The 19901-nt window shown below is 61.4% G+C and carries 19 protein-coding genes; 5 read left to right on the top strand and 14 right to left on the bottom strand.

Annotation, left to right across the window (positions count from 1 at the left end; all coding sequences use genetic code 11):
• Nucleotides 1-5: 5 nt before the first annotated feature.
• Both QOV41_RS04355 and ykgO read right to left on the bottom strand, forming a co-directional pair.
• The gene (locus QOV41_RS04355; protein ID WP_284579780.1) at nucleotides 6-401 is read right to left on the bottom strand and encodes a hypothetical protein; all 396 of its coding nucleotides are present in this window, start codon (nucleotides 399-401) and stop codon (nucleotides 6-8) included.
• A gap of 82 nt (nucleotides 402-483) precedes the next feature.
• Nucleotides 484-609 (bottom strand): type B 50S ribosomal protein L36, encoded by a 126-nt coding sequence (gene ykgO / locus QOV41_RS04350; protein WP_046105532.1) that lies wholly within the window; start codon nucleotides 607-609, stop codon nucleotides 484-486.
• A gap of 184 nt (nucleotides 610-793) precedes the next feature.
• Here ykgO and QOV41_RS04345 point away from each other — a divergent pair, with 184 nt between their 5' ends.
• Both QOV41_RS04345 and QOV41_RS04340 read left to right on the top strand, forming a co-directional pair.
• On the top strand, nucleotides 794-1324 hold the full coding sequence (locus tag QOV41_RS04345) for a response regulator (RefSeq protein WP_284579774.1): 531 nt from the start codon (nucleotides 794-796) through the stop codon (nucleotides 1322-1324).
• 103 nt (nucleotides 1325-1427) lie between these two features.
• On the top strand, nucleotides 1428-1733 hold the full coding sequence (locus QOV41_RS04340) for an aa3-type cytochrome c oxidase subunit IV (RefSeq protein ID WP_284579773.1): 306 nt from the start codon (nucleotides 1428-1430) through the stop codon (nucleotides 1731-1733).
• Nucleotides 1734-1754: 21 nt separating this feature from the next.
• On the opposite strand, the gene QOV41_RS04335 is transcribed toward QOV41_RS04340, so the two are convergent.
• The 9 genes from QOV41_RS04335 to QOV41_RS04295 form a co-directional block, all read right to left on the bottom strand.
• The gene (locus QOV41_RS04335; RefSeq protein ID WP_284579772.1) at nucleotides 1755-2774 is read right to left on the bottom strand and encodes an ABC transporter ATP-binding protein; all 1020 of its coding nucleotides are present in this window, start codon (nucleotides 2772-2774) and stop codon (nucleotides 1755-1757) included.
• On the bottom strand, nucleotides 2774-3757 hold the full coding sequence (locus QOV41_RS04330; RefSeq protein ID WP_284579771.1) for an ABC transporter ATP-binding protein: 984 nt from the start codon (nucleotides 3755-3757) through the stop codon (nucleotides 2774-2776). The genes QOV41_RS04335 and QOV41_RS04330 overlap by 1 nt, the downstream gene beginning before the upstream one ends.
• 4 nt (nucleotides 3758-3761) lie before the next feature.
• Nucleotides 3762-4682 (bottom strand): ABC transporter permease, encoded by a 921-nt coding sequence (locus QOV41_RS04325; protein ID WP_284579770.1) that lies wholly within the window; start codon nucleotides 4680-4682, stop codon nucleotides 3762-3764.
• Nucleotides 4682-5605: an ABC transporter permease subunit gene (locus tag QOV41_RS04320; RefSeq protein WP_284579768.1), complete on the bottom strand. Its 924-nt coding sequence runs from the start codon at nucleotides 5603-5605 to the stop codon at nucleotides 4682-4684. Before QOV41_RS04320 ends, QOV41_RS04325 begins: the two co-directional genes overlap by 1 nt.
• Nucleotides 5606-5706: 101 nt before the next feature.
• Nucleotides 5707-7323, bottom strand: coding sequence for a peptide ABC transporter substrate-binding protein (locus QOV41_RS04315; protein WP_284579767.1), 1617 nt, complete (start codon nucleotides 7321-7323; stop codon nucleotides 5707-5709).
• Between the two features lie 251 nt (nucleotides 7324-7574).
• Entirely contained in the window at nucleotides 7575-7733 is a 159-nt protein-coding gene (locus QOV41_RS04310) for a hypothetical protein (protein ID WP_284579766.1), read from the bottom strand.
• Nucleotides 7730-9013 carry an acetyl-CoA C-acetyltransferase gene (locus tag QOV41_RS04305; RefSeq protein WP_284579765.1) on the bottom strand — a complete coding sequence of 428 codons (1284 nt, stop codon included), beginning with the start codon at nucleotides 9011-9013 and terminating at the stop codon, nucleotides 7730-7732. Before QOV41_RS04305 ends, QOV41_RS04310 begins: the two co-directional genes overlap by 4 nt.
• A gap of 3 nt (nucleotides 9014-9016) precedes the next feature.
• A complete protein-coding gene (locus QOV41_RS04300) occupies nucleotides 9017-10978 on the bottom strand; it encodes a 3-hydroxyacyl-CoA dehydrogenase NAD-binding domain-containing protein (RefSeq protein WP_284579764.1) in 1962 nt (653 codons plus the stop codon).
• 35 nt (nucleotides 10979-11013) lie between these two features.
• Nucleotides 11014-13467 (bottom strand): acyl-CoA dehydrogenase, encoded by a 2454-nt coding sequence (locus QOV41_RS04295; RefSeq protein WP_284579762.1) that lies wholly within the window; start codon nucleotides 13465-13467, stop codon nucleotides 11014-11016.
• Nucleotides 13468-13789: 322 nt separating this feature from the next.
• Between QOV41_RS04295 and QOV41_RS04290 the strand changes: the two genes are divergently transcribed.
• Together QOV41_RS04290 and QOV41_RS04285 are read left to right on the top strand one after the other, a co-directional pair.
• The gene (locus QOV41_RS04290) at nucleotides 13790-15502 is read left to right on the top strand and encodes a long-chain-fatty-acid--CoA ligase (protein ID WP_284579761.1); all 1713 of its coding nucleotides are present in this window, start codon (nucleotides 13790-13792) and stop codon (nucleotides 15500-15502) included.
• Nucleotides 15499-15888, top strand: a complete 390-nt coding sequence (locus tag QOV41_RS04285) for a MerR family transcriptional regulator (RefSeq protein WP_284579760.1) — start codon at nucleotides 15499-15501, stop codon at nucleotides 15886-15888. Before QOV41_RS04290 ends, QOV41_RS04285 begins: the two co-directional genes overlap by 4 nt.
• Here QOV41_RS04285 and QOV41_RS04280 read toward each other — a convergent pair.
• The 3 genes from QOV41_RS04280 to QOV41_RS04270 are packed head-to-tail and all read right to left on the bottom strand — an operon-like array spanning nucleotide 15885 to nucleotide 18745.
• On the bottom strand, nucleotides 15885-16136 hold the full coding sequence (locus tag QOV41_RS04280; protein ID WP_284579758.1) for a UvrB/UvrC motif-containing protein: 252 nt from the start codon (nucleotides 16134-16136) through the stop codon (nucleotides 15885-15887). The genes QOV41_RS04285 and QOV41_RS04280 overlap by 4 nt on opposite strands.
• Nucleotides 16137-16166: 30 nt before the next feature.
• On the bottom strand, nucleotides 16167-17744 hold the full coding sequence (locus QOV41_RS04275; protein ID WP_284579757.1) for a cisplatin damage response ATP-dependent DNA ligase: 1578 nt from the start codon (nucleotides 17742-17744) through the stop codon (nucleotides 16167-16169).
• Entirely contained in the window at nucleotides 17741-18745 is a 1005-nt protein-coding gene (locus QOV41_RS04270) for a ligase-associated DNA damage response exonuclease (RefSeq protein WP_284579756.1), read from the bottom strand. The genes QOV41_RS04275 and QOV41_RS04270 overlap by 4 nt, the downstream gene beginning before the upstream one ends.
• A 109-nt stretch (nucleotides 18746-18854) precedes the next feature.
• Here QOV41_RS04270 and QOV41_RS04265 point away from each other — a divergent pair, with 109 nt between their 5' ends.
• Nucleotides 18855-19868 (top strand): alpha/beta hydrolase, encoded by a 1014-nt coding sequence (locus tag QOV41_RS04265; protein WP_284579755.1) that lies wholly within the window; start codon nucleotides 18855-18857, stop codon nucleotides 19866-19868.
• Nucleotides 19869-19901: the final 33 nt, after the last annotated feature.

Here is a 19901-nt window from a genome sequence, read left to right as displayed (position 1 = left end):
TCTGGCTAGGTCTCGAGAAGGCTTTTCAGCGTCCAGAAGTCAGTAGTGATCCATTCGATGCTGGAGGCGAACTGCTCGTCGCTCATGCCATCGCGCTGGAAGAAGACGAAGATCAATTCCGTCGCTTCCTGGTTCGGCATGACGCGCATCGGCGTAAAGAGCGGTTCCTCGCCTGAGCGAAATATGGCGTGGTCCAGAACGCCGTAGGGGTTAACAGGCGTGAAGCGGAAATGGCGGAAGCCAAACGTCGTTTCACCTCCCCAATCGCCATTGGGCAGCTGCGCAAAACCCTCTGCCTCCGCCACAGACCATTTCGGGTAGTTCCGTGGGTCGGCCAGAAAACGGTAGACGCCTTCGTAGTCTCGCTGGATCGAGATGCTGAGCGTATGTGAGCGCCGCATGCCCCGGCTCCTAACCGCACGAATACCCAAAAACAGTAAAGCCCGCTTTCGCGGGCTTTACAAACTCTATGGCAGCTCTCTCTTAGCCCTGACGGGCCTTGAAGCGCTTGTCCACCTTGTTGATGATGTATACCCGGCCGCGGCGGCGGACGAGCTTGTTCGCGCGGTGGCGAGTCATCAACGCCTTCAGCGAGTTGCGGATCTTCATCGGTCGATTCCTCGGTCAAACAAAAGGGGCGCCTAGGCGCCCGGAACTTGAGGCGTGTCTTAGAGAAAGAGCCCTGCTCTGTCAACGCGCAGCAGACAAGGAAATGGAGCCCATGCCACACTTTCGCGCGTTCTGCACAACCGGGCAGATTAACCGCTCATAGGCGAAAGCCAGCTAAGATGGAGTGAGCAAGAACAGGGGACCGCAGGCCATGGGGATGGAGCAGATTACCAAGCGCGGCGTGCTTGTCGCCGATCCCTCCGCCCACATGGCAGCCCTCATCGGTGTCATGTTGCGCACGATTGGCCGCAAGGACATTCGCGAAGCCTATGACGCGGACCGGACCATGATCGAGCTGCAGCGGCGTCCCTTTGATCTCCTCATCATCGACATGGATTTGCCGAGGCTTGATGGCGTGGCATTTACCCGCAGGCTGCGGTCGGCTACGGACTGCCGGAACCGCCACATCCCCATCATCATGATGAGTTCGACGCCAGAGGCCAAGCGGATCGCAGACGCCCGCGACGCGGGCGTCACCGAGTTCCTGCGCAAGCCCTTTGCCGCCAGCCACCTCCAGACGCGTCTTGATGCGATTGCGGCGCACCCTCGCTGCTTCATCGACAATGAGGACTTCAAGGGACCTGACCGGCGCCGCCGAGTGGTGGCCCAAAGCGCCGCTGAGCGCCGCAGTGTCCGCTTGGTACAGCCAAGCTAGAGCACTCACCCGTACCGGCGCAAAAAACCTTGGAGAAACTTCGGTTTGCCGCGCAACATTTCGCGGGGGCTCGCGCTTATTTCCTCGAAAGAGGAGCACTAATATGTCCGAGATCAGACCCGTAAGTCCCGATCCTGCCATCCAGCCGCCGCCGCTGAGCGGAGGGCAAATGGATTATCCGGCGCACATTCAGACCTACAATGGTTTCATGAACCTGCTGAAGTGGTTCAGCATCCACATGGCGTTGCTGCTGGTGGGGCTCTACTTCATGATTATTGCGAACGGCCCCTGGACTGGGGGCTTCTTTATCCTTGTGGCCATCGCGGCACTCGTCTTCGGGTTGATGCGCAACCCCAATTTGAACCAGGATGTGCAGAGCGCCGCCACGGGTGGTCCACCCTCAGAATAGGCGACTTAAAGCGGTGGGCGCCTAAGCGCCCAACACAGCCGCTTGTGGGACCTCAATCTCGCGCCAGCGGTGGCATGCCACCAACCGACCGCCTTCGATGGTCTCAAGCGGCGGACGTTTTTCGGCGCAGTAGGGCTTGGCAAAGCGACACCGTGTGCGGAAGGGACAGCCTGAGGGTGGATTGATCGGCGAGGGAATCTCACCCTGCAGCGCATCGATATTGCGCTGCCGGGCGAGCTTAGGATCGGGTATCGGTACGGCCGTCAGCAGTGCCCGCGTATAGGGATGCTTGGGGTCGCTATAGATCTCGTCGCCCGTGGCCAACTCAACGATGCGGCCAAGGTAGAGCACCAGGATACGATCGGACACATGCCGCACGACCGATAGATTGTGCGAGATAAAGATCAGCGTCAGCCCGAACTCATCCTTTAGCTCTGCGAGCAGGTTGAGGATCTGCGCCTGGATCGAAACGTCCAGCGCCGAGACCGGCTCGTCACAGACGATGAGCTTGGGTTCGGTGATGAGCGCCCGGGCAATACCGATGCGCTGCGCTTGCCCGCCCGAGAACTCGTGCGGATAGCGGTTGATCATCTCGGGGAGAAGTCCAACCGATTCCATGATCTTGAGGACGCGGGCGCGGCGTTGTTCGGGTTTCATTTCCGGCCGCAGCGTGCGGAGCGGGTCCGCGATGATCTCGCCCACGGTCATGCGCGGGTTGAGCGAGGCCAGCGGGTCCTGGAAGATAATCTGGAGGTCCTGCCGCCGCCGACGCATTTCCTCAGCTGGCAGCTTGGTGAGATCCTGCCCCAGCCAGAGCACCTGGCCCTCATCGGGGGCGATCAACTGCAGAATGCAGCGCCCCAGAGTCGATTTTCCGCAGCCGCTTTCCCCCACAATGCCGAGCGTCTCACCCTTGCGGATGGAGAAGTTGATGTCGGTCAGGGCTGTCAGCGTCAGTGGACGGCTGAAGAGACCCGAGGAGATCGAGAACGTCTTTTTGAGATCCTTGATCTCAAGCAGGTTGACGGCGGGCTGGTTCATCAAGCCACCTTCCCATATTCCATGGGCCCTTCATAGAAACACGCCTTCTGCCGGCCATTGCCGGTGTCCATCAGCGGAGGGCGCTCTTCGAGGCACCGGTCAAAGCAGAAGGCGCAGCGCGGATTAAACGAACAGCCCTTGGGCAGGTTCTCAAGGCTCGGCGGCAGCCCTTGGATCGGATCGAGCCGCACTGCGCGCTTGGCGATATGGGGCGTCGAATGGAGGAGGCCCAGCGTATAGGGGTGGCGCGGATCGTAAAAGAGATCGTCGACACTCCCCTTTTCCACGGCGCGTCCGCCATACATGACCATCATCTTGTCGGCGACCCCGGCGACCACGCCCAGATCGTGAGTGATGAGCACGAGCGCGGTGCCGAAATCCTCGGTCAGCGACTTGAAGAGGTCGAGCATCTGCGCCTGCACCGTCACATCGAGCGCCGTTGTGGGCTCGTCGGCGATCAGGATTTTGGGCTGGCAGAGGAGCGCCATGGCGATCATCACGCGCTGGCGCATACCGCCGCTCATTTCGTGCGGGAAGGCATTAGCACGCTTGGCGGGCTCGGGAATGCCTACGCGCTCCAGCATCTCGACAGAGGTGCGAAAGGCCTTGTCACGATCGAAAGCCCGGTGCTTGACCAAGACCTCGGCCAATTGGGTCTTCACCTTGAGGCTTGGATTGAGCGAGGTCATCGGATCCTGGAAGATCATCGCGATGTCCTTGCCTCGAACCTTGTCGAGGCGATTGGTATCGAGCCCCACAAGGTTGAGGTCTCCCAGCATGGCGCGCCCCGAAGCGCGACCGTTCTTGGCGAGCAAGCCCATGATGGCGAGAAAGGCTTGGCTTTTGCCCGAACCGCTCTCGCCCACCACGGCGAGGGTCTCGCCGGGAGACAGGCTGAAGTTCATTTCACGGACAGCCTGCACTTCGCTGTCGTGGAGCGCGAAGGTGACCGACATATCCTCGACGGATAGAACAGTATTCATGTGGCTAACGGTCCTTGGGGTCGAGCGCGTCACGCAGCCCATCCCCGATATAGGTGAGGCACAGCAAGAGAGTCACCAGCACGCCGGCTGGTGCGAGTAACATCCAGGGGAGCACCTCGGCGACGGGCGCACCAAACGAGATCAGCGTTCCCAGTGAGGTCTGCGGTTCCTGAACACCCAGGCCCAAATAGGAGAGGAAGCTCTCGGCAATAATGATCTCCGGGATGGTAAGCGTGGCATAGATCACCACTGGCCCGGTCAAGTTCGGCACGATGTGCCGCGTGATGATGGTCCAAGGCTTGGCGCCACCGGCTCGTGCCGCCTCTACGAATTCCTTCTCTTTGAGAGAAAGGGTCTGCCCGCGTACGATACGTGCCATGGTCAGCCACTCGATCGCACCAATGCCCACAAAGAGCAGCACCGGATTCCGGCCGAACATCACCACCAGAATGATGACGAAGAGAATGTAGGGCAGAGCATACATGATGTCGACGATGCGCATCATGATGGCATCGACCCTGCCACCGAGATAGCCAGCGACAGCGCCATAGATGATGCCGATGACGACGGACACCACAGTGGCGACGCCGGCAACTATCAGGCTCATCTGCGTGCCCTGCAGCACACGCGCCAGCATGTCTCGGCCGTTCTGATCGGTGCCGAAGAAGTGGCCCTTCTCGAAGTCGGGGGGCTTGCGGATAGCGGTCCAGTCGACCTCCGAATAGCTCCATGGCACGAAATAGGGGCCGATAAAGGCCGCCAGGACAATGAAGATGACAATTGCAATCGATGCGACCGCAGCCTTGTTGCGCGAGAGGCGGCGCAAGGCGTCCTGCGTCAGCGAACGGCCTTTGGGAGCATCAAGCGTCTCGAGCTTTCGAGCGTAGGTGGTGAGGACTTCGTCCTTGCCTGTGATCCCAGCCATCAGCGGTACCTCACCTTGGGGTCGAGCCAGGCGTAGACGAGGTCGACAATCAGATTAAGCGCGAGGATGATGAACATGTAGAGGATGGTCGTTCCCAGTACGATGCCGTAGTCGCGGTTGAGCGCCGCAGTCACAAAGTACTTGCCGATGCCGGGCAGGCCGAAAACCTGCTCGACTGCAAGCGAGCCTGTCAGAAGATAAGAGAGACCCGGCCCGAGATAGCTCACGACCGGAAGCAGGGCCGGCTTGATGGCATGCCGCGCCATGACGAGGCGCTGGCCAAGGCCCTTGGAGCGGGCGGTACGAACATAATTGGTACCCAATACCTCGATCATGGACCCACGCATGAGCCGAGAGATGCGGGCGGCATGCGGCCAGGCGAGAACGGTCACCGGCAGCACCAGATGCAGCCACGAGCCATTGACCCAGCCACCGGCGGGCAACCAGCCGAGATAAACGCCGAACCACAATTGCAGCAGGGCCGCCATGAGGAAGTTCGGGATAACCACGCCGATCATCACCGTCAGCACCAGCATATAATCTGGCCACTTGTTCTGGTTCACGGCAGCGATCATGCCCGCCAGTACGCCGATAAGGGTGGCGATCACGAAGGCGGTCATCGCCATAGTGAGGGTGAAGGGAAAACCAATCGCAATCAGCTGACTTACGTTGAAGCCATCAATCACCATGGAGGGGCCGAGGTCGCCCTGCAACAGGCGCCCAAGATAGATGAAATACTGCACAACCAGCGGCTGATCGAGATTGTAATGGGCGCGCAGATTGGCGAGCACCGTGGGTGGCAAGGCGCGTTCGCCATCGAAGGGACCACCAGGGGCCAGGCGCAGCACAAAAAAGCAAACCGTAACGGCTATCAGTGCAATCGGGATCGCCGAAAGCACGCGCCGCGCAGCATAACCGAGCATGACTGTAGACCTTTTACGTCCGGTGCACTGCGTCCACTGCGCAAGCCGGGAAAGCCGATCGCGGGGACATCGCCCCCGCGATCTTGATCATGGTTTGACGCTTACTCTTCCGTCTTGGAGAGCCAGCGCGTCCGGTGGATGTCCTTGGCGTTGTCTTCGAAGCCCGAGATGCTGGGCGACACAACGTTCTTGGAGACGTACCAGTAGATCGGGATAGCAGCGAACTCGTCCATGGCGATCTCTTCAGCCTGGGCCAGCAACTCGGCGCGAGCGTCGAGATCCTGCTCGGTGGCAGCCTGAGCCATCAACGAGTCGAACTCTTCGTTGGAGTAACGACCGTAGTTGTTGCCCCAGTTCATCTCGCCGCCCTGATCGACGCCGGTCTTGAGCAGATCGAGCGTGTTGGACGGATCGTTGTAGTCGAGCAGCCAACCGGCACGGCCGAGCTGGAAGTCACCGGCACGCAGTGCATCGTAGTGGACGGCCACTTCGGCGTTGAACAGCTCGACATTGACGCCCAGCGGCTCCCACATGGCGGCGAGCGCCACAGCGATACGCTGGTGGTTGTCGTTGGTGTTGTAGCGAAGCTGTACGGTAAGCGGATTGTCCGGACCGTAACCAGCCTCGGTCAGCAGTTCCTGGGCGCGAGCTACACGCTCTTCATAGGGCATTTCTGCCCATTCTGGCATGTAAGCGTCCTCAACGTAATTGCCGGTGCCCGGCGGGACCCAGCCATAGGCCGGCAGTTCGCCGGTGCCCAGGATATCAGGACCGATCACATCGCGCAGGATCGAGATTGAGAGAGCCTCCCGAACCCGAACGTCGTCGAACGGCGGCTGCTCCTGGTTCATCACATAGTAGTAGATGCCCAGGAACGGATCGACCTGCGCCTGGCCGGGCAGGTTTTCCTGCATCCAAGCGTACTGGTCGGACGGGAAGTCGGTGAGGATATCGAACTCGCCAGCACGATAGCGATTGAGAGCGGCCGCCTGATCTTCAAGGACGTGGTAGTAGACCTCGTCGATCTGCACGTTCTCGGCGTCGTAGTACTCTTCGTTCTTTTCCGAGCGCACATAGGAGCCCGGGATCCATTCTACGATCTCGTAGGGACCGTTGCCGGCGATGTTCTCGACGGATGTCCATTGGTCGCCATGCTCTTCAACCAAGTGCTTGGGCACGGGGAAGGCAGTGTAGTGGGTCAGTGCTTCGATGAAGAACGGGGTCGGCTGCTCGAGAGTAATCTCGAGAGTCTTGTCGTCGATCGCCTTGACGCCGAGCTGGCTGAAGTCGGTGATCTCGCCCGAGTTGATCGCCTCGGCGTTCTTGATCGGGTACTGGAGGTACGCGTATTCCGAAGCGGTCGCCGGATCCATCAGGCGCTGGAAGGCGAACTCGAAGTCTTCTGCCGTGACGGGCTCGCCGTCGGTCCAGAAGATATCGTCACGCAGCTTGAAGGTGTAGGTCAAACCGTCTTCCGACACTTCCCAGCTCTCGGCCTGGCCTGGAATAGGCTCGGCGGCGGCGTTGTCGGTGACGAGGCCTTCGATGTAGTCGCCAACCACACGGTTTTCCCAATCGCCGGAAACCTTGTGCGGGTCGAGCGAGCCGGGGTCGCCGCCATTGTGCAGCTGCAGTGTCACGGCCGAGGCAGCGGTGCTCATCAAGAGCGAAAGCGTGCCGGCAGTAGCAACCGCTTTGAAGGTTTGCGTGAGTTTCATGCTCGTCCCATCTCCTTGTGGAAATTCCTGAAGCGTTTTGTCTCGCCTGCCTTTGTGAGCAGGTCGTCTCCTCTCAGGACGTTCAGCTACGCTAAACGCCAAGATTGCTGGACGGTATTACGGCTTTCCGTCTACTGACAAGCAAAAGATTGACCTAAACGTAAAGCCAGCCACGCTTGTTAACACGCCATATACCATTGAGGCGCGCCAATGGTTTGCGTGCAGTTCACATCTTGGAGAAAGGCTTGCCGCTAGCCGAGCACGCCCGCTTGTTGCACAAGGTAAATGGCGACCGCGATCGCCACGAGTGCGACAAACCAGATCCAGCCGGGCAGTTCTGGCCGCTGCTTGGGCGGCTTTGGATCAGGTTTCTTCTCTATCCGGCGGAACTGGACAACGTTGTCGCTCATGCGGCACTTTCAACCAGGGCAGCGACACCCATGCCGCCTGCCGTACAGACGCTCAGCAAAGCGCGTTTGCCTGGCTCAGTCGAGAGCAGTTTGGCCGTAAGTCCCAAAATTCGTGCGCCCGTTGCCGCGAAGGGGTGGCCATAGGCAAGGCTTGAGCCCTTGACGTTGATCTGCTCGGGATCCACTTCCCCTAGCACCTCATCACGCCCGAGCACGTCCTTGCAGTAGGTGGGATCGTTCCACGCCCGCAGGGTGCACAACACCTGCGCCGCGAAAGCTTCGTGCAGTTCGAAATAATCGATGTCGGCGAAGCTCAACTTCTGGCGCGCCAGCATTTCCGACACGGCGATGGTGGGGGCCATCAACAAGCCCTCGCCACCCGCAAAGTCATTGCCTGCCACGCGGCCCGTCGTGAGATAGGCCAAGATCGGCAGCCCGCGTTCACGCGCCCACTCCTCACTGGCCAGAAGCACGGCCGAGGCTCCGTCGGTCAAGGGCGTTGAGTTACCAGCGGTCAGGGTGCCCTGCCCTGAACTCTTGTCGAAGGCGGGCTTGAGCGAGGACATCTTGTCGAGGTTGGCGTCGGGCCGCACATTGTTGTCACGTGCCAACCCCGCAAAGGGGATCACCAGATCGTCGTGGAAGCCTTCGTCATAGGCCTTGGCTGCCTTGCGGTGGCTGCTGACCGCCCATTCATCCTGGGCTCGCCGTGACAAGCCCCATTCCCGCGCCATGAGTTCTGCATGCTGGCCCATAGAAAGGCCTGTGCGCGGCTCCGCAGTCGAGGGCGCCACCGGCGAGAGTTCTCCGAAACTGAACCCCTTGAAGGTAGCCAGCTTCTCGCCGAACGTTTTGGTCCGCGACAGGTCGATCATCCGGCGCTGAAACTTGTTGCCGAACACAACGGGGCTATCGCTCACGCTATCGGCGCCGCCGGCGATGCCGCTGTCGATCTCGCCCGAAGCGATCTTGGCGCCCAGATTAAGCGCCGCCTGCAAGCTCGACCCGCAGGCGATCTGCATATTGGTGCCGGGTGTGCGTGGCGAAAAACCTGCATCGATGATCGCTTCGCGTGCCAGGTTGAAGTCGCGCGAATGGGCGATTACCGCCCCCGCCATGACCTCATCAACCTTCTCGCCCTTCAGGCTGTACTTATCGGCAATGCCCCGGAATGCCGTCGCCAGCATGGAGAGATTGGTTTCGTCCTGATAGGCCGTGTGGCCGCGCGCGAAGGGGATGCGCGCCGAACCAACGATCGCGACTTTACGAAGTTCAGCCATGGATCAGGCCCTCCCGTCTTTTCTTGCTTTGAGCGGACCACCGAGGAAGGGCGCGAAGCCCGTCCCCAGGATCACCCCGATGTCGGCGTGGTCGTCACTGGCGACGACGCCTTCCTTGACCACCACTTCGGTCGTATCCACCAGCGGCTTGACCAGTTCGCGGCCAAGCGCGGCCAGATCGTCGTGGGCGGGCACGTCGCCCTTTTGCGCCTTGCCATCTTCCCATTTATAGAAGCCTTGCCCGGTCTTGCGGCCGAGCTTGCCGTCCTTCACCAGGCCATCGAATTTGGAGCCCTCCGGCACCGCGTGCCCCAATTCAGTCGCCACTGACTTGCCGACGTCGAGCCCGACTGTGTCCATGAGTTCGATCGGCCCCATGGGCATGCCGAAGGCAACAGCGGCAGCGTCGAGCAGTTCCTTGCTTTCGCCGCGCTCTACGCGCTCGACGGCACCAAGCATGTAGGGCATCAGCACGCGGTTGACGAGGAAACCGGGGGCCGACTTCACCACCACCGGAGACTTGCCGATAGCTAGCGCAAAGGCGGCGCCCTTGCCGATTTCTTCGTCGGTGTTGAACTTGGAGCGGATGACCTCCACCAGCGGCAGCTGCGGCACCGGATTGAAGAAATGCAGACCGATTAAGCGGGCTGGGTCCTTGAGCCCTTCCGCGATCCGTTCGAGCTCAATGGAGGAGGTGTTGGTGGCCAGGATCGCGCCCGGCTTGAGCCTTTCCTCCACACCCTGGAAGATCGACTGCTTGATATCGAGCCGCTCCACCACCGCCTCGATAATCACGTCGGCCCGGGCGACGCCCTTGCCGGTCGGATCGGCTTCCAGGCGCATCACGGCCGCATCGACCTCGTGCTTCTTTTTGAGGCGCTTCTTGAACAGCTTCTTGCCGCGCTCCAGCGCAGGCTTGATGCGGTCCATATCGAGGTCCTGCAGCGTCACGCTCATGCCGCGCAAGGCACACCAGGCGGCGATGTCGCCCCCCATCACACCGGCGCCGATGACATGGACACGCGCGAAGCGGGCGCCCTTGATGCCCTGCTTCTTGAGGCCTTCGGAAAGGAAGAATACCCGGCGCAGATTGGTCGCGGTATCGCTGCCCATCAGCGGCACGAATGCGTCGATCTCGTGCCGGATCATGGCCTGCCAATCGTCGCCATGGGCTTCGAACAGGTCGATCAGCGCGTAGGGTGCCGGATAGTGCTCCGGCCGTGCCTTCTTGCGCACCTGATCGCGCATCTTGGTGACGACATAGCCACGCGCGGGCCCCATCGCCATCACGCGCTTGGCGAAGGGCGCCGGCGAGGACTTGCGCTTCTGCAGCACGGCCTTGCGGCCTTCCCAGCGCAGCATGTCACGGTGGCGCACAAGCTTGTCAACGAGATTGAGGCCGCGCGCGGCGCCCGCCCGCAGCATCTTTCCGGTCAGCATGATCTGCATGGCGTCAACGGGGCCAGCCTGGCGAATGGAGCGCCCGGTGCCGCCAAAACCCGGGAAGATGCCGAGATTGACCTCGGGGAAGCCGATGCGCGTCTTATCGTCGGAAACGGCAATTCGATAGTGGCACGCCAAAGCCAGTTCGAGCCCGCCGCCCAGGCAGAAGCCGTGAATGCCCGCCACGACAGGGATCTTCAACGCTTCGATGCGGGCGAAGAGCGCGTGCGTGCGCCGCAAAGCCTCGGGCAGGACCGAAAAATCGCTCATGGCGTCAAATTCGCTGATGTCCGCGCCGGCGATAAAGCCGCTATCCTTGCCGGACAGGAGCACCACACCCACCAGCTCGCCCGACTTGGCCATCTCCTCAAAGCTCGAAACCAGGGTTTCCAGCTCCATGATAGCTTCGCGGCTAAGCGTGTTGACCGGCGCGCTAGGCGTATTGATCGTGAGCCACCCGATCTTTTCGATATCGGTACGAAAGCTCCAGTTCTTCGTCTGGGTCGCCTGGGGGACGATCATGCTTGCTCCTCTTTTTTCGTTAGCGCGTGGGCGGCCTATTCGGCCGCCACGCGATGCTCCCGCGGTGCCACCAATTCATCCGCAGCGAAGTCGTCTACTGCAACCACCCGCTCGGTGGCCTCATCCGCTGCTCGCATAATGCCGGCTTCGTTGTCGTTTAGGACACCCGCCGCGACGGCATCATCGATGGCATCTCGGTCCAGCCGACGCTCGATAACCCCACGGCGCGCCGCCTTGACGAAGCGCGCCTCGATCTCCTCGGCTTCGGTGACCTTGGCCAGCGCATCTTCCAGTACACCCGTCACGTCATCTGGATCCATCGTGGTGTAGACCCCAAAGGTCAAGCGGTCACGGAAGCTGCTCGGCCGCAGCACGGCTTGCACGAAGCGGTAGTTGATCGTGTCGCTCGCAGGACGCGCACGCCGCCCCAGCGGGAAGCAGAGGAAGCGCATGGCATTGGCCATGGCGCCATTGGGGAAGTTGGCGAAGACTTCGCCAAACGTCGCTTCCATGGCCGCGATCCGGTCTGCCATGATCGCATCGACCAGCTCACGGTCCTCTGCCAGCTGCCCTTCCTCCTCAAAGCGCTTGAGCGTTGCCGACATCAGGTAGAGATCACCCAATATGTCGGCTAGTCGGCCCGAAATCTTCTGCTTGCTCTTGAGCTGACCGCCTAGAGTTACGGTGGTCCAGTCGGCGACCAGGGCAAAGGCCTGCGAATAGCGGTGCAACTGGCGGTACCAGCGCGCCACGTCATTTTCGACAGGCGTCGAGGCCGATGCACCATTGGTGATGCCGTGCACAAAGCTCGCCACCATGTTGCGCAGCATGAAGCTGGTGTGCCCGCCAAAGGCGGTGTCGAACTGGTCCAGCCCTTCACTCCGGTTCGGATTCTGCGCCGCCTGGATCTCCTTGTAGAGATAGGGATGCGCGCGCAACACGCCCTGGGCGAAGGTCATGAGCGTACGGGTAAGGATATTGGCACCCTCCACCGTGATCGCCACCGGCGTCGCCATGTAGCCACCAAAGAGGTAGTTGCTCGGGCCATCCTGAATGGCGCGCCCGCCATGGATGTCGAAGGCGTCGTCGACGCTGTCGCGCATGGCTTCGGTGGTGCGGTACTTGAGCAGCGCCGAAATCACTGCCGGCCGCTGACCCTCATCCACCATCGAGGCGGTGAGCCGACGGGCAGCCTCATAGGTGTAGGCGCGCTTGACCATTTCGCCCAGCGGCTCGGCGACGCCTTCCATGACGCCGACCGGAATGCCGAACTGGCGCCGGATACGGGCATAGGCGGAGGTGACGCGCAGCGTCTGCTTGATCGAGGTGGAGCCGATCGCCGGCAGCGAAATGGCACGCCCGGTAGACAGGCACTCCATCAGCATGCGCCAGCCCTGGCCGGCATAGGCGGTCCCGCCAATCAGGAAATCGAGGGGCACGAACACGTCCTTGCCGCGAACCGGACCATTCATAAAGGCTTGTCGCGCCGGGAAATGGCGGCGACCGATCTCGACGCCCGGGTGATCAGCCGGGATCAGCGCCAGCGTGATGCCGACATTTTCGCCTTTGCCGAGGAGATTGTTGGGATCCTTGAGGATGAAAGCTAGACCGACCAGCGTGGCGACGGGGGCAAGAGTGATATAGCGCTTGTCCCAGGAGAGACGCACGCCCAACACTTCCTTGCCCTGATAGGTGCCCTTGGTGACCACGCCGATATCGCGCATGCCGCCAGCATCCGACCCGGAGTGAATTCCGGTGAGCGCAAAGCATGGCACTTCCTGCCCCTTGGCAAGGCGACCGAGGTATTTTTCCTTCTGTTCAGGCGTGCCGTATTTTTCAAGCAGTTCACCCGGTCCGAGTGAGTTGGGCACCATTACCGTGATGCCCGCAGCCACGGAGCGGCTGGCGATCTTGGAAACGATCATCGACTGCGCCTGGGCGGAGAAGCCTAGGCCGCCATGCTCCTTGTGAATGAGCATGCCCAGGAAGCCCTTGTCCTTGAGGAACTGCCAAACCTCGGGCGGCAGATCGGTAAGATTGTTGCGCGCATCCCAATCATCGATCATCCGACACACTTCTTCGGTCGGGCCATCGAGGAAAGCCAACTCTTCGGCAGAAAGCGTCAGCGGGCGTATCGAGCGCAGCTTGGTCCAGTCCGGCTTGCCGGAAAAGAGCTCGGCATCCCAGCCGACGGTACCGGCATCGAGGGCTTCCTGCTCGGTGCGGCTTACGCGCGGTAGGATGGATTTGACCATGCCGTAGACGGGCTTGATGACCGTCGCCTTGCGAATGGCGGGAACACTGAGGAGCAGGAGAACGATGCCAGGCAGGCAGGCCAGGACAAAGCCCAGAACGCTGGTCGAGCCATAGCCGACCTGCTTCAGAATGCCGATGACAAGCACCGCCAGGCCCCATTGCCAAAGCGGGCTCTGCCGCATGGCCAAGACGCCAAAGACAACTAGGGTGATAATGATAAGCGCAAGAGTCACGTTTTCGCCCTCCAAAACGTCGCCCGCCGGATCGACGCAAATCCCGGTAGTGTGTGCCTACCCTCTAGGCCGGCATCGGGTTACCGCGTCGGGATCATAGCGCAGGTACCCAGGTTCATTGAGGACAATTTAGCGCGCTTTACGTAAACGTCAATGCGTCGCCCAATACGTCGCCGTGAATTGCGCAGGACGGCTCCTCCCGATCTCGTAACGCAGCAGCGAACCAAAGGTTCGGGCAGCCGTTTGACGCTAACGTCAACTCGTGGAATAGTTATAGAAATCGGGCGGAAAGCCCGCGCCGCAACGGCACCGGAGGAAAGCCATGGATACCACGATCGACACCGCATCCCCGCTTCGCCCGTGGATTGCCTCCTACCCTGAAGGTATTCAGTGGGATGCACCCATCGACACCCGTCCGGTGCATGAGCAAGTGCTGGCTGCCTGCGCCAAGAACCCTTCCGCCGTAGCGCTCGATTTCCTGGGCGGCACCACCACCTTTGGAGAACTCGGCCGCAAGATCACCGCGCTTGCGGGAGCATTGCAGCAGCAGTTCGGCATTACCAAGGGCAGCCGGGTAGCGCTGATGCTGCCCAACACGCCGTTCTACCCAATCGCCTACTACGCCGTGCTGCGCGCCGGCGGCACCGTGGTCAACTGCAATCCGCTTTATACCGTCCACGAGCTCAGTCACATCACCGGCAATGCAGGCGCCGACCTTATGGTGACCCTGGACCTCCAGCAGATCTATGAGAAGGCTGAAGCCCTGGTTCAGGCGGGCCACGTCAAGAAGCTGATCGTCTGCCACTTCCCCAACGCGCTGCCGACAGTCAAAAAAGTCCTGTTCTCGGTGGCCAAGCGCAAGGACCTGGCCAAGATCGGCGCCTCGCCCATCCGGGAGAACATCACTCTCTTTGACGACCTCCTCAAGCAAGGACACGAGCCGACCCCCGTCACTATCGACGCGGATAACGACGTCGCCGTTCAGCAATATACCGGCGGCACGACCGGCATCCCCAAGGGCGCCCTCCTCACCCACGCTAACATCTCGGCCAATATGAGCCAGATCGATAAGTGGGGGTGCGGGCTATTCTATCCGCCCTCCAAGGTCATCGCCGTCCTGCCCTTTTTCCACATCTTCGCCATGACCGTCTGCATGAACGTGCCGCTGTGCAACGGCACGCCGGTGATCATGCTGCCCCGCTTCGAGCTCAAGGCGTTGCTCAATGTTTTTGCCCGCACCAAAGCCAATGTGCTGCCTGCCGTCCCCACCCTGCTCAACGCCATAGCGCGCGCCCCCTCCGTCACTGCCGAGCAGCTGGAGAGCCTCGAAGTGGCAATCTCCGGCGGCGCAGCCCTGCCCGATGAAGTCCGCGCCGCCTTTGCCAAGAAATCCAAGGCTCTCCTCGCCGAAGGCTACGGCCTGACGGAAGCCTCCCCCGTCGTTTGCTGCGCCGCTCTTCGCGTCCCGTCCAAGCCCATGTCCATCGGCATGCCACTGCCCGGGACGGACATTCGCTTCGTCGATGTGGACAGCGGCAAAGTGGTCGGGATCGGGGAAAATGGCGAGTTGCAGGTCAAGGGCCCGCAGGTGATGACGGGATATTACGAGAACCCCGAAGCAAGCCGTGAAGCGTTCATGGATGGTTGGCTGCGCACCGGCGATGTTGGCCACATGGACGAGGACGGCTATGTCTTCCTTGTTGATCGTATCAAGGACCTCATCATCTGTTCGGGTTTCAACGTCTATCCGCGCACCATCGAGGAAGCGCTGATGGCTCATGAAGCCGTCGAGGAAACCAACGTCATCGGCGTGCCCGACGAGTATCGGGGAGAGGCGCCCGTCGCCTACGTCAAGCTCAAGGACGGGCAGAGCACCACCGAGGCCGATCTAAAGCACTTCCTTACCGAGCGCCTAAACAAGATCGAGATGCCCAAGGAGATCATCTTCAAGGATGCGCTTCCCAAGACGCTCATTGGCAAGCTCTCCAAGAAGGAATTGCGCGATGAGTATGCGCAAACAAGGGCTGCCAAGTGACCCGCGCGGAAGTCGACCACAAGGATCTCTTCGCCATTGCCGACCTCGCCAAGGAGTTCGGCATCTCCACCCGCGCCATTCGTTTCTACGAGTCCAAGGGCCTGCTCGCCCCCGAACGGGTCGGCGCTACGCGCATCTTCCGACGACGCGACCGCGCTCGATTGATCCTCATCCTGCGCGGCAAGCGGCTCGGCTTTTCGCTGCGCGACATCTCCGACTATCTCAGCCTCTATGATGCCGATAGGAGCCAACAGGTCCACCTTTTGGCCGACAAGGTCGAAAACCGGCTGGTGTCCCTGGAGCGGCAATTGCACGATCTGGAAACCACCATCGCCGAGCTGCGGGAGATCAAGAAGCTCGCCGAGGAGCGGCTGGAGAAGGCCTAGCTCTTCTTCAGAAAGTCAGGCTTTTTCGGCTTCACCCAGCCTTTTGGCGGCTCACGCACCGGCGCATTGCTACCCAAACCCATGGCCCCCGGTGGCGGCTGCCCAACGTCGCCCAGTGATGTTTCGCCCTTGAGGCGCGCTATTTCATCGCGCAGCCGCGTGGCCTCCTCGAAATCCATCGCCTCGGCTGCCGCCTCCATCTGCTTTTGCAATGCCGTAAGCTTGAGATGGTTGGATCGGGATGACATGGCTTTCTCTTTCCAGAAGCAATTGTGAGCCTAGCTCGCGGCGATGAACGCTGCCATATCGTCGAGAGTAGCGGCTTCGCTGGCCGGCTTGTCCCAGCGGATGCGATTGATGCGGGGAAAGCGGAGGGCCACGCCAGATTTGTGCCGCGTACTCTCCTGCGCACTGTCGAACGCTACTTCGAACACCAGCTCCTTGCGCACCTCGCGCACTGGGCCAAAGCTCTGCACGGTGTTGGTGCGGATCCATTTGTCGAGTTGCTTGAGCTCCTCGTCAGTGAAACCGAAATAGGCCTTGCCGATGGGGACGATCTCGTTGCCCCTCCACACCCCGAACGTATAGTCCGAGTAGAACGAGCTGCGTTTGCCGTGGCCGCGCTGGGCATACATGAGGATTGCGTCGACGACGTTGGGGTCGCGCTTCCACTTGTACCAATAGCCCTTTGGGCGCCCTGGCACATAGGGCGAGCTGCGCAGCTTGAGCATCACGCCTTCATGGCCATGCTCGTCCGCTCCCTGGCGGCGTTGCTGCGCCAGATCCTCCCAGCCGGTGAATGGCAGCAGCTCGGACACATCCAGGCGCGTCTGCGGATTATCTGCGAACCACTGCTCCAGCCGTTGCCGGCGCTCCGTCCAACTCAGCGGCCGGACGTCGTCGTCCCCGTCAAAGAGAATATCGTAGACCCGGATGAAAGCGGGCAGTTCCTTGAGGTGCTTGGGTGAGGCCACCTTGCGATTGAGCCGCTGCTGCAGATCCTTGAAGCTGCGCGCCTCGAATTCGGTGCCCACCAGCAATTCCCCGTCCAGCACCGCGCGGCCATGGACATTCTCGACAATATCGGGAAAGGCGGCGGCGATGTCGTCGCCCGTGCGGGAGAACAGTGAGGCGGTGCCCTGCCCCAGCACCAATTGCACGCGAATGCCGTCCCACTTCCACTCGGCCGAGAAATCCGCCGGATCGAACTTGGCGAGGTCTTTTTCCTCGTCAAGCGGGTTGGACAGCATCAGCGGGTGGAAGCGCGCCGCATGATCTATATCCGGGCGCTCAGCCTTGCCGTCCAGCCACGCGAAGAGCTCGGTATAGGGAACCGTCAAGCCGTGCCAGACTTCCTCGATCTCCTGCAAATCCTTGCCACTCATCTCTGCCAGGGCAGTCTTGGCCAGCCGCGCCGAAACCCCGATCCGCAAAGCTCCGGTTGCCAGCTTCACCAAGGCCCAGCGCTCATGGATTTCCGCTCGCGTGAGGAGTGCTGCGATGAGCTTGGGTAGTTCGCTTTTGGACGTAGTGTTGAAAAGCTCGATGAGGTCGGTCAGCGAGGGCAGGTCACGCTCTTCCCCGTGGTGCGGCCAAATCAATGCGATGGTCTCGCCGAGATCGCCGACATAATCGTAGCTCATGGCAAAGAGCGTGGCGTCGACTTCGCGCAGCACCGTTTCGCGCAGCAACGCCGGCTTCACATTGCGAAAAGTGAGGGCGCCCGTCAGCACGGCAAGGGCGAACCCCCGGTCAGGGTCGGGCACCTCACGGAAGTACTGCGTCAGGGCCGCCAACTTGCGGTTGCGCGAGGGTGTAAGGGCCAGCAGTTCCAACAGGAGAGCGAAGCGCTTCATTCCTCCCCCTCGCCACCATCGTCTTCGAAGCCCTGGATATTGAGCGGCTCGGCCACGAGGCCCTGCTGCCGGCACCAATAAACCAGCGCATCCTCCCGCCCATGCGTCACCCACACCGTTCCCGCGCCGGTCTCGCGGATGGTCTGGTTGAGCTCGCCCCAGTCGCAATGATCCGAGATTACCAGCGGCAGTTCCACCAGCGCTTGGCGGGCGCGCTGCTTGACGCTCATCCAGCCCGAAGCCTGGCAAGTGACCGGATCGGGAAAGCGCCGGCTCCAGCGGTCGCGAATGGCCGAAGGTGGTGCAATAACGATGGCGCCTTCAAGCTCCGCCTTTGGCACGCCGGTGGCCGGGCGCAGATCGCCTAGCGGCACGCCCAATTCCTCGTATAACGCGCAGAGCCGGATCATCGCCCCATGAAGGTAGATCGGATCGTCATAGCCGGCGTCCCGCAGCAGCGCGATTACTCGCTGCGCCTTGCCCAGGGCGTAGCTGCCGATCAGATGCGCGCGCTCGGGTTGCTTGCGCACCGAATTGAGCAGCCGCCCGATCTCAACCTTTGGATGGGGATGCTGGAACACTGGCAGGCCGAAGGTCGCCTCGGTTACCAGGAGATCACATTCGATCAGTTCATAGGGTTGCGCCGTGCGGTCGCGCAGCCGTTTGTAATCGCCCGTGACGACCACCCGCTGACCGCCGCGCTCCACCAGCACCTGTGCCGACCCCATGATGTGCCCCGCCGGAAAAAAGGTAATGGTGACGTCGTCGATGGCTATGGGTTCGCCGAAGGGGAGCGGTTGGAAGCTCCCCGCGCAATCCTCGCCATAGCGTACCTTCATGATCGAGATGGTGTCGGGTGTCGCCAGCACCGAACCATGGCCGCTACGCGCGTGGTCGGCGTGACCATGGGTGATAATCGCCCGTTCCCGCGGCACGGACGGATCGATATAGGCGTCGATGGCCCGGATATGGAGGTCGCGGTCGAGGATCGGCTCTGGCATGTCTCACCTTGAACGCGGCAGCCTCGCGCTAGGTTCAGCGAGCGGCTCGCCCCCGCTGACCGCCTCATGCTAGTGCTGGAGGTACGCCAGAACATGACAGGAGATCGCCATGCGCAAGTCCCACCATCCCGCCGGCACCATTCACCGTCTTGCGGTGGACAGCGTAGCCCTCAAGGACAATCGCCTCGGCGACACTCCCACCCGTATTGTGGACGTCTACGTGCCGCACGGTCACGATGGCACGGACCTGCCCCTCCTCGTCGATCTCGTGGGCTATACCGCTGGCGGGCCTGCCCACACGGCCTGGAAAAATTTCGGCGAGAATGTCCCCGAGCGACTCGACCGCCTGATCGGCTCGGGCGAGATGCCCCCCACCGTCGTCGCCTTCCCCGATTGCTTCACCCGGCTGGGCGGCAACCAATATGTTGATAGCCCGGTGATGGGTCGCTGGGAGACCTTCCTGATTGAGGAAATGCTGCCCACCGTCGAGAGCCGCTTCGGCTGCGGCGGCACGGGCCGGCGTGGCGTCTTCGGCAAGAGCTCGGGCGGGTTCGGTGCCTATATCCACGCCATGCGCCATCCCGATGTCTGGGCCGCCGCCGCAAGCCATTCGGGCGACGCAGGTTTCGAGCACCTCTATCTCGCAGGCTTCCCGCAGGTGCTGCGCGCTTTGGCCGAGCACGAAAACTCGATCGAAAAGTGGATCACGACGTTCGAGGCCAAGCCCAAGCTCGACGGCAAGGACACCATGACGCTGATGTTCCTCGCGCAAGCGGCCAGCTTTGACCCCGATCCGGACCCCGGGGTCTTTCTCGGCCTGCGCCTGCCGGTGACCCTCGACACCTGCGAAATCATTGAGGAGCGCTGGGCAAACTGGAAAAAGTGGGACCCGGTGCGCATGGTCGAGACGCATGGTGACGCCCTGCGCCAGCTCAAGGCCCTCTATATCGAGTGCGGCACGCTGGACCAATACGACATTCTCTACGGCACCCGCCGGGTGCACCGGAGCCTAGAGCGGCAAGGCATCGCCCACCGCTACGAAGAGTTCCCCGACAATCACTCCAGCGTCGACTACCGCATGGACCTGAGCTTGCCTTATCTTGCCAAGGCCCTCAGCACCTAAGCGTCCACCGCACTCCTTCCCTCCTAGCGGGAG

Origin of the sequence: Devosia sp. RR2S18, from assembly GCF_030177755.1 — a bacterium.
GTDB lineage: Bacteria > Pseudomonadota > Alphaproteobacteria > Rhizobiales > Devosiaceae > Devosia > Devosia rhizosphaerae.
The sequence above is the reverse complement of the archived record's forward strand: the minus strand, read 5'-3'. Positions and strand labels throughout refer to the sequence as shown.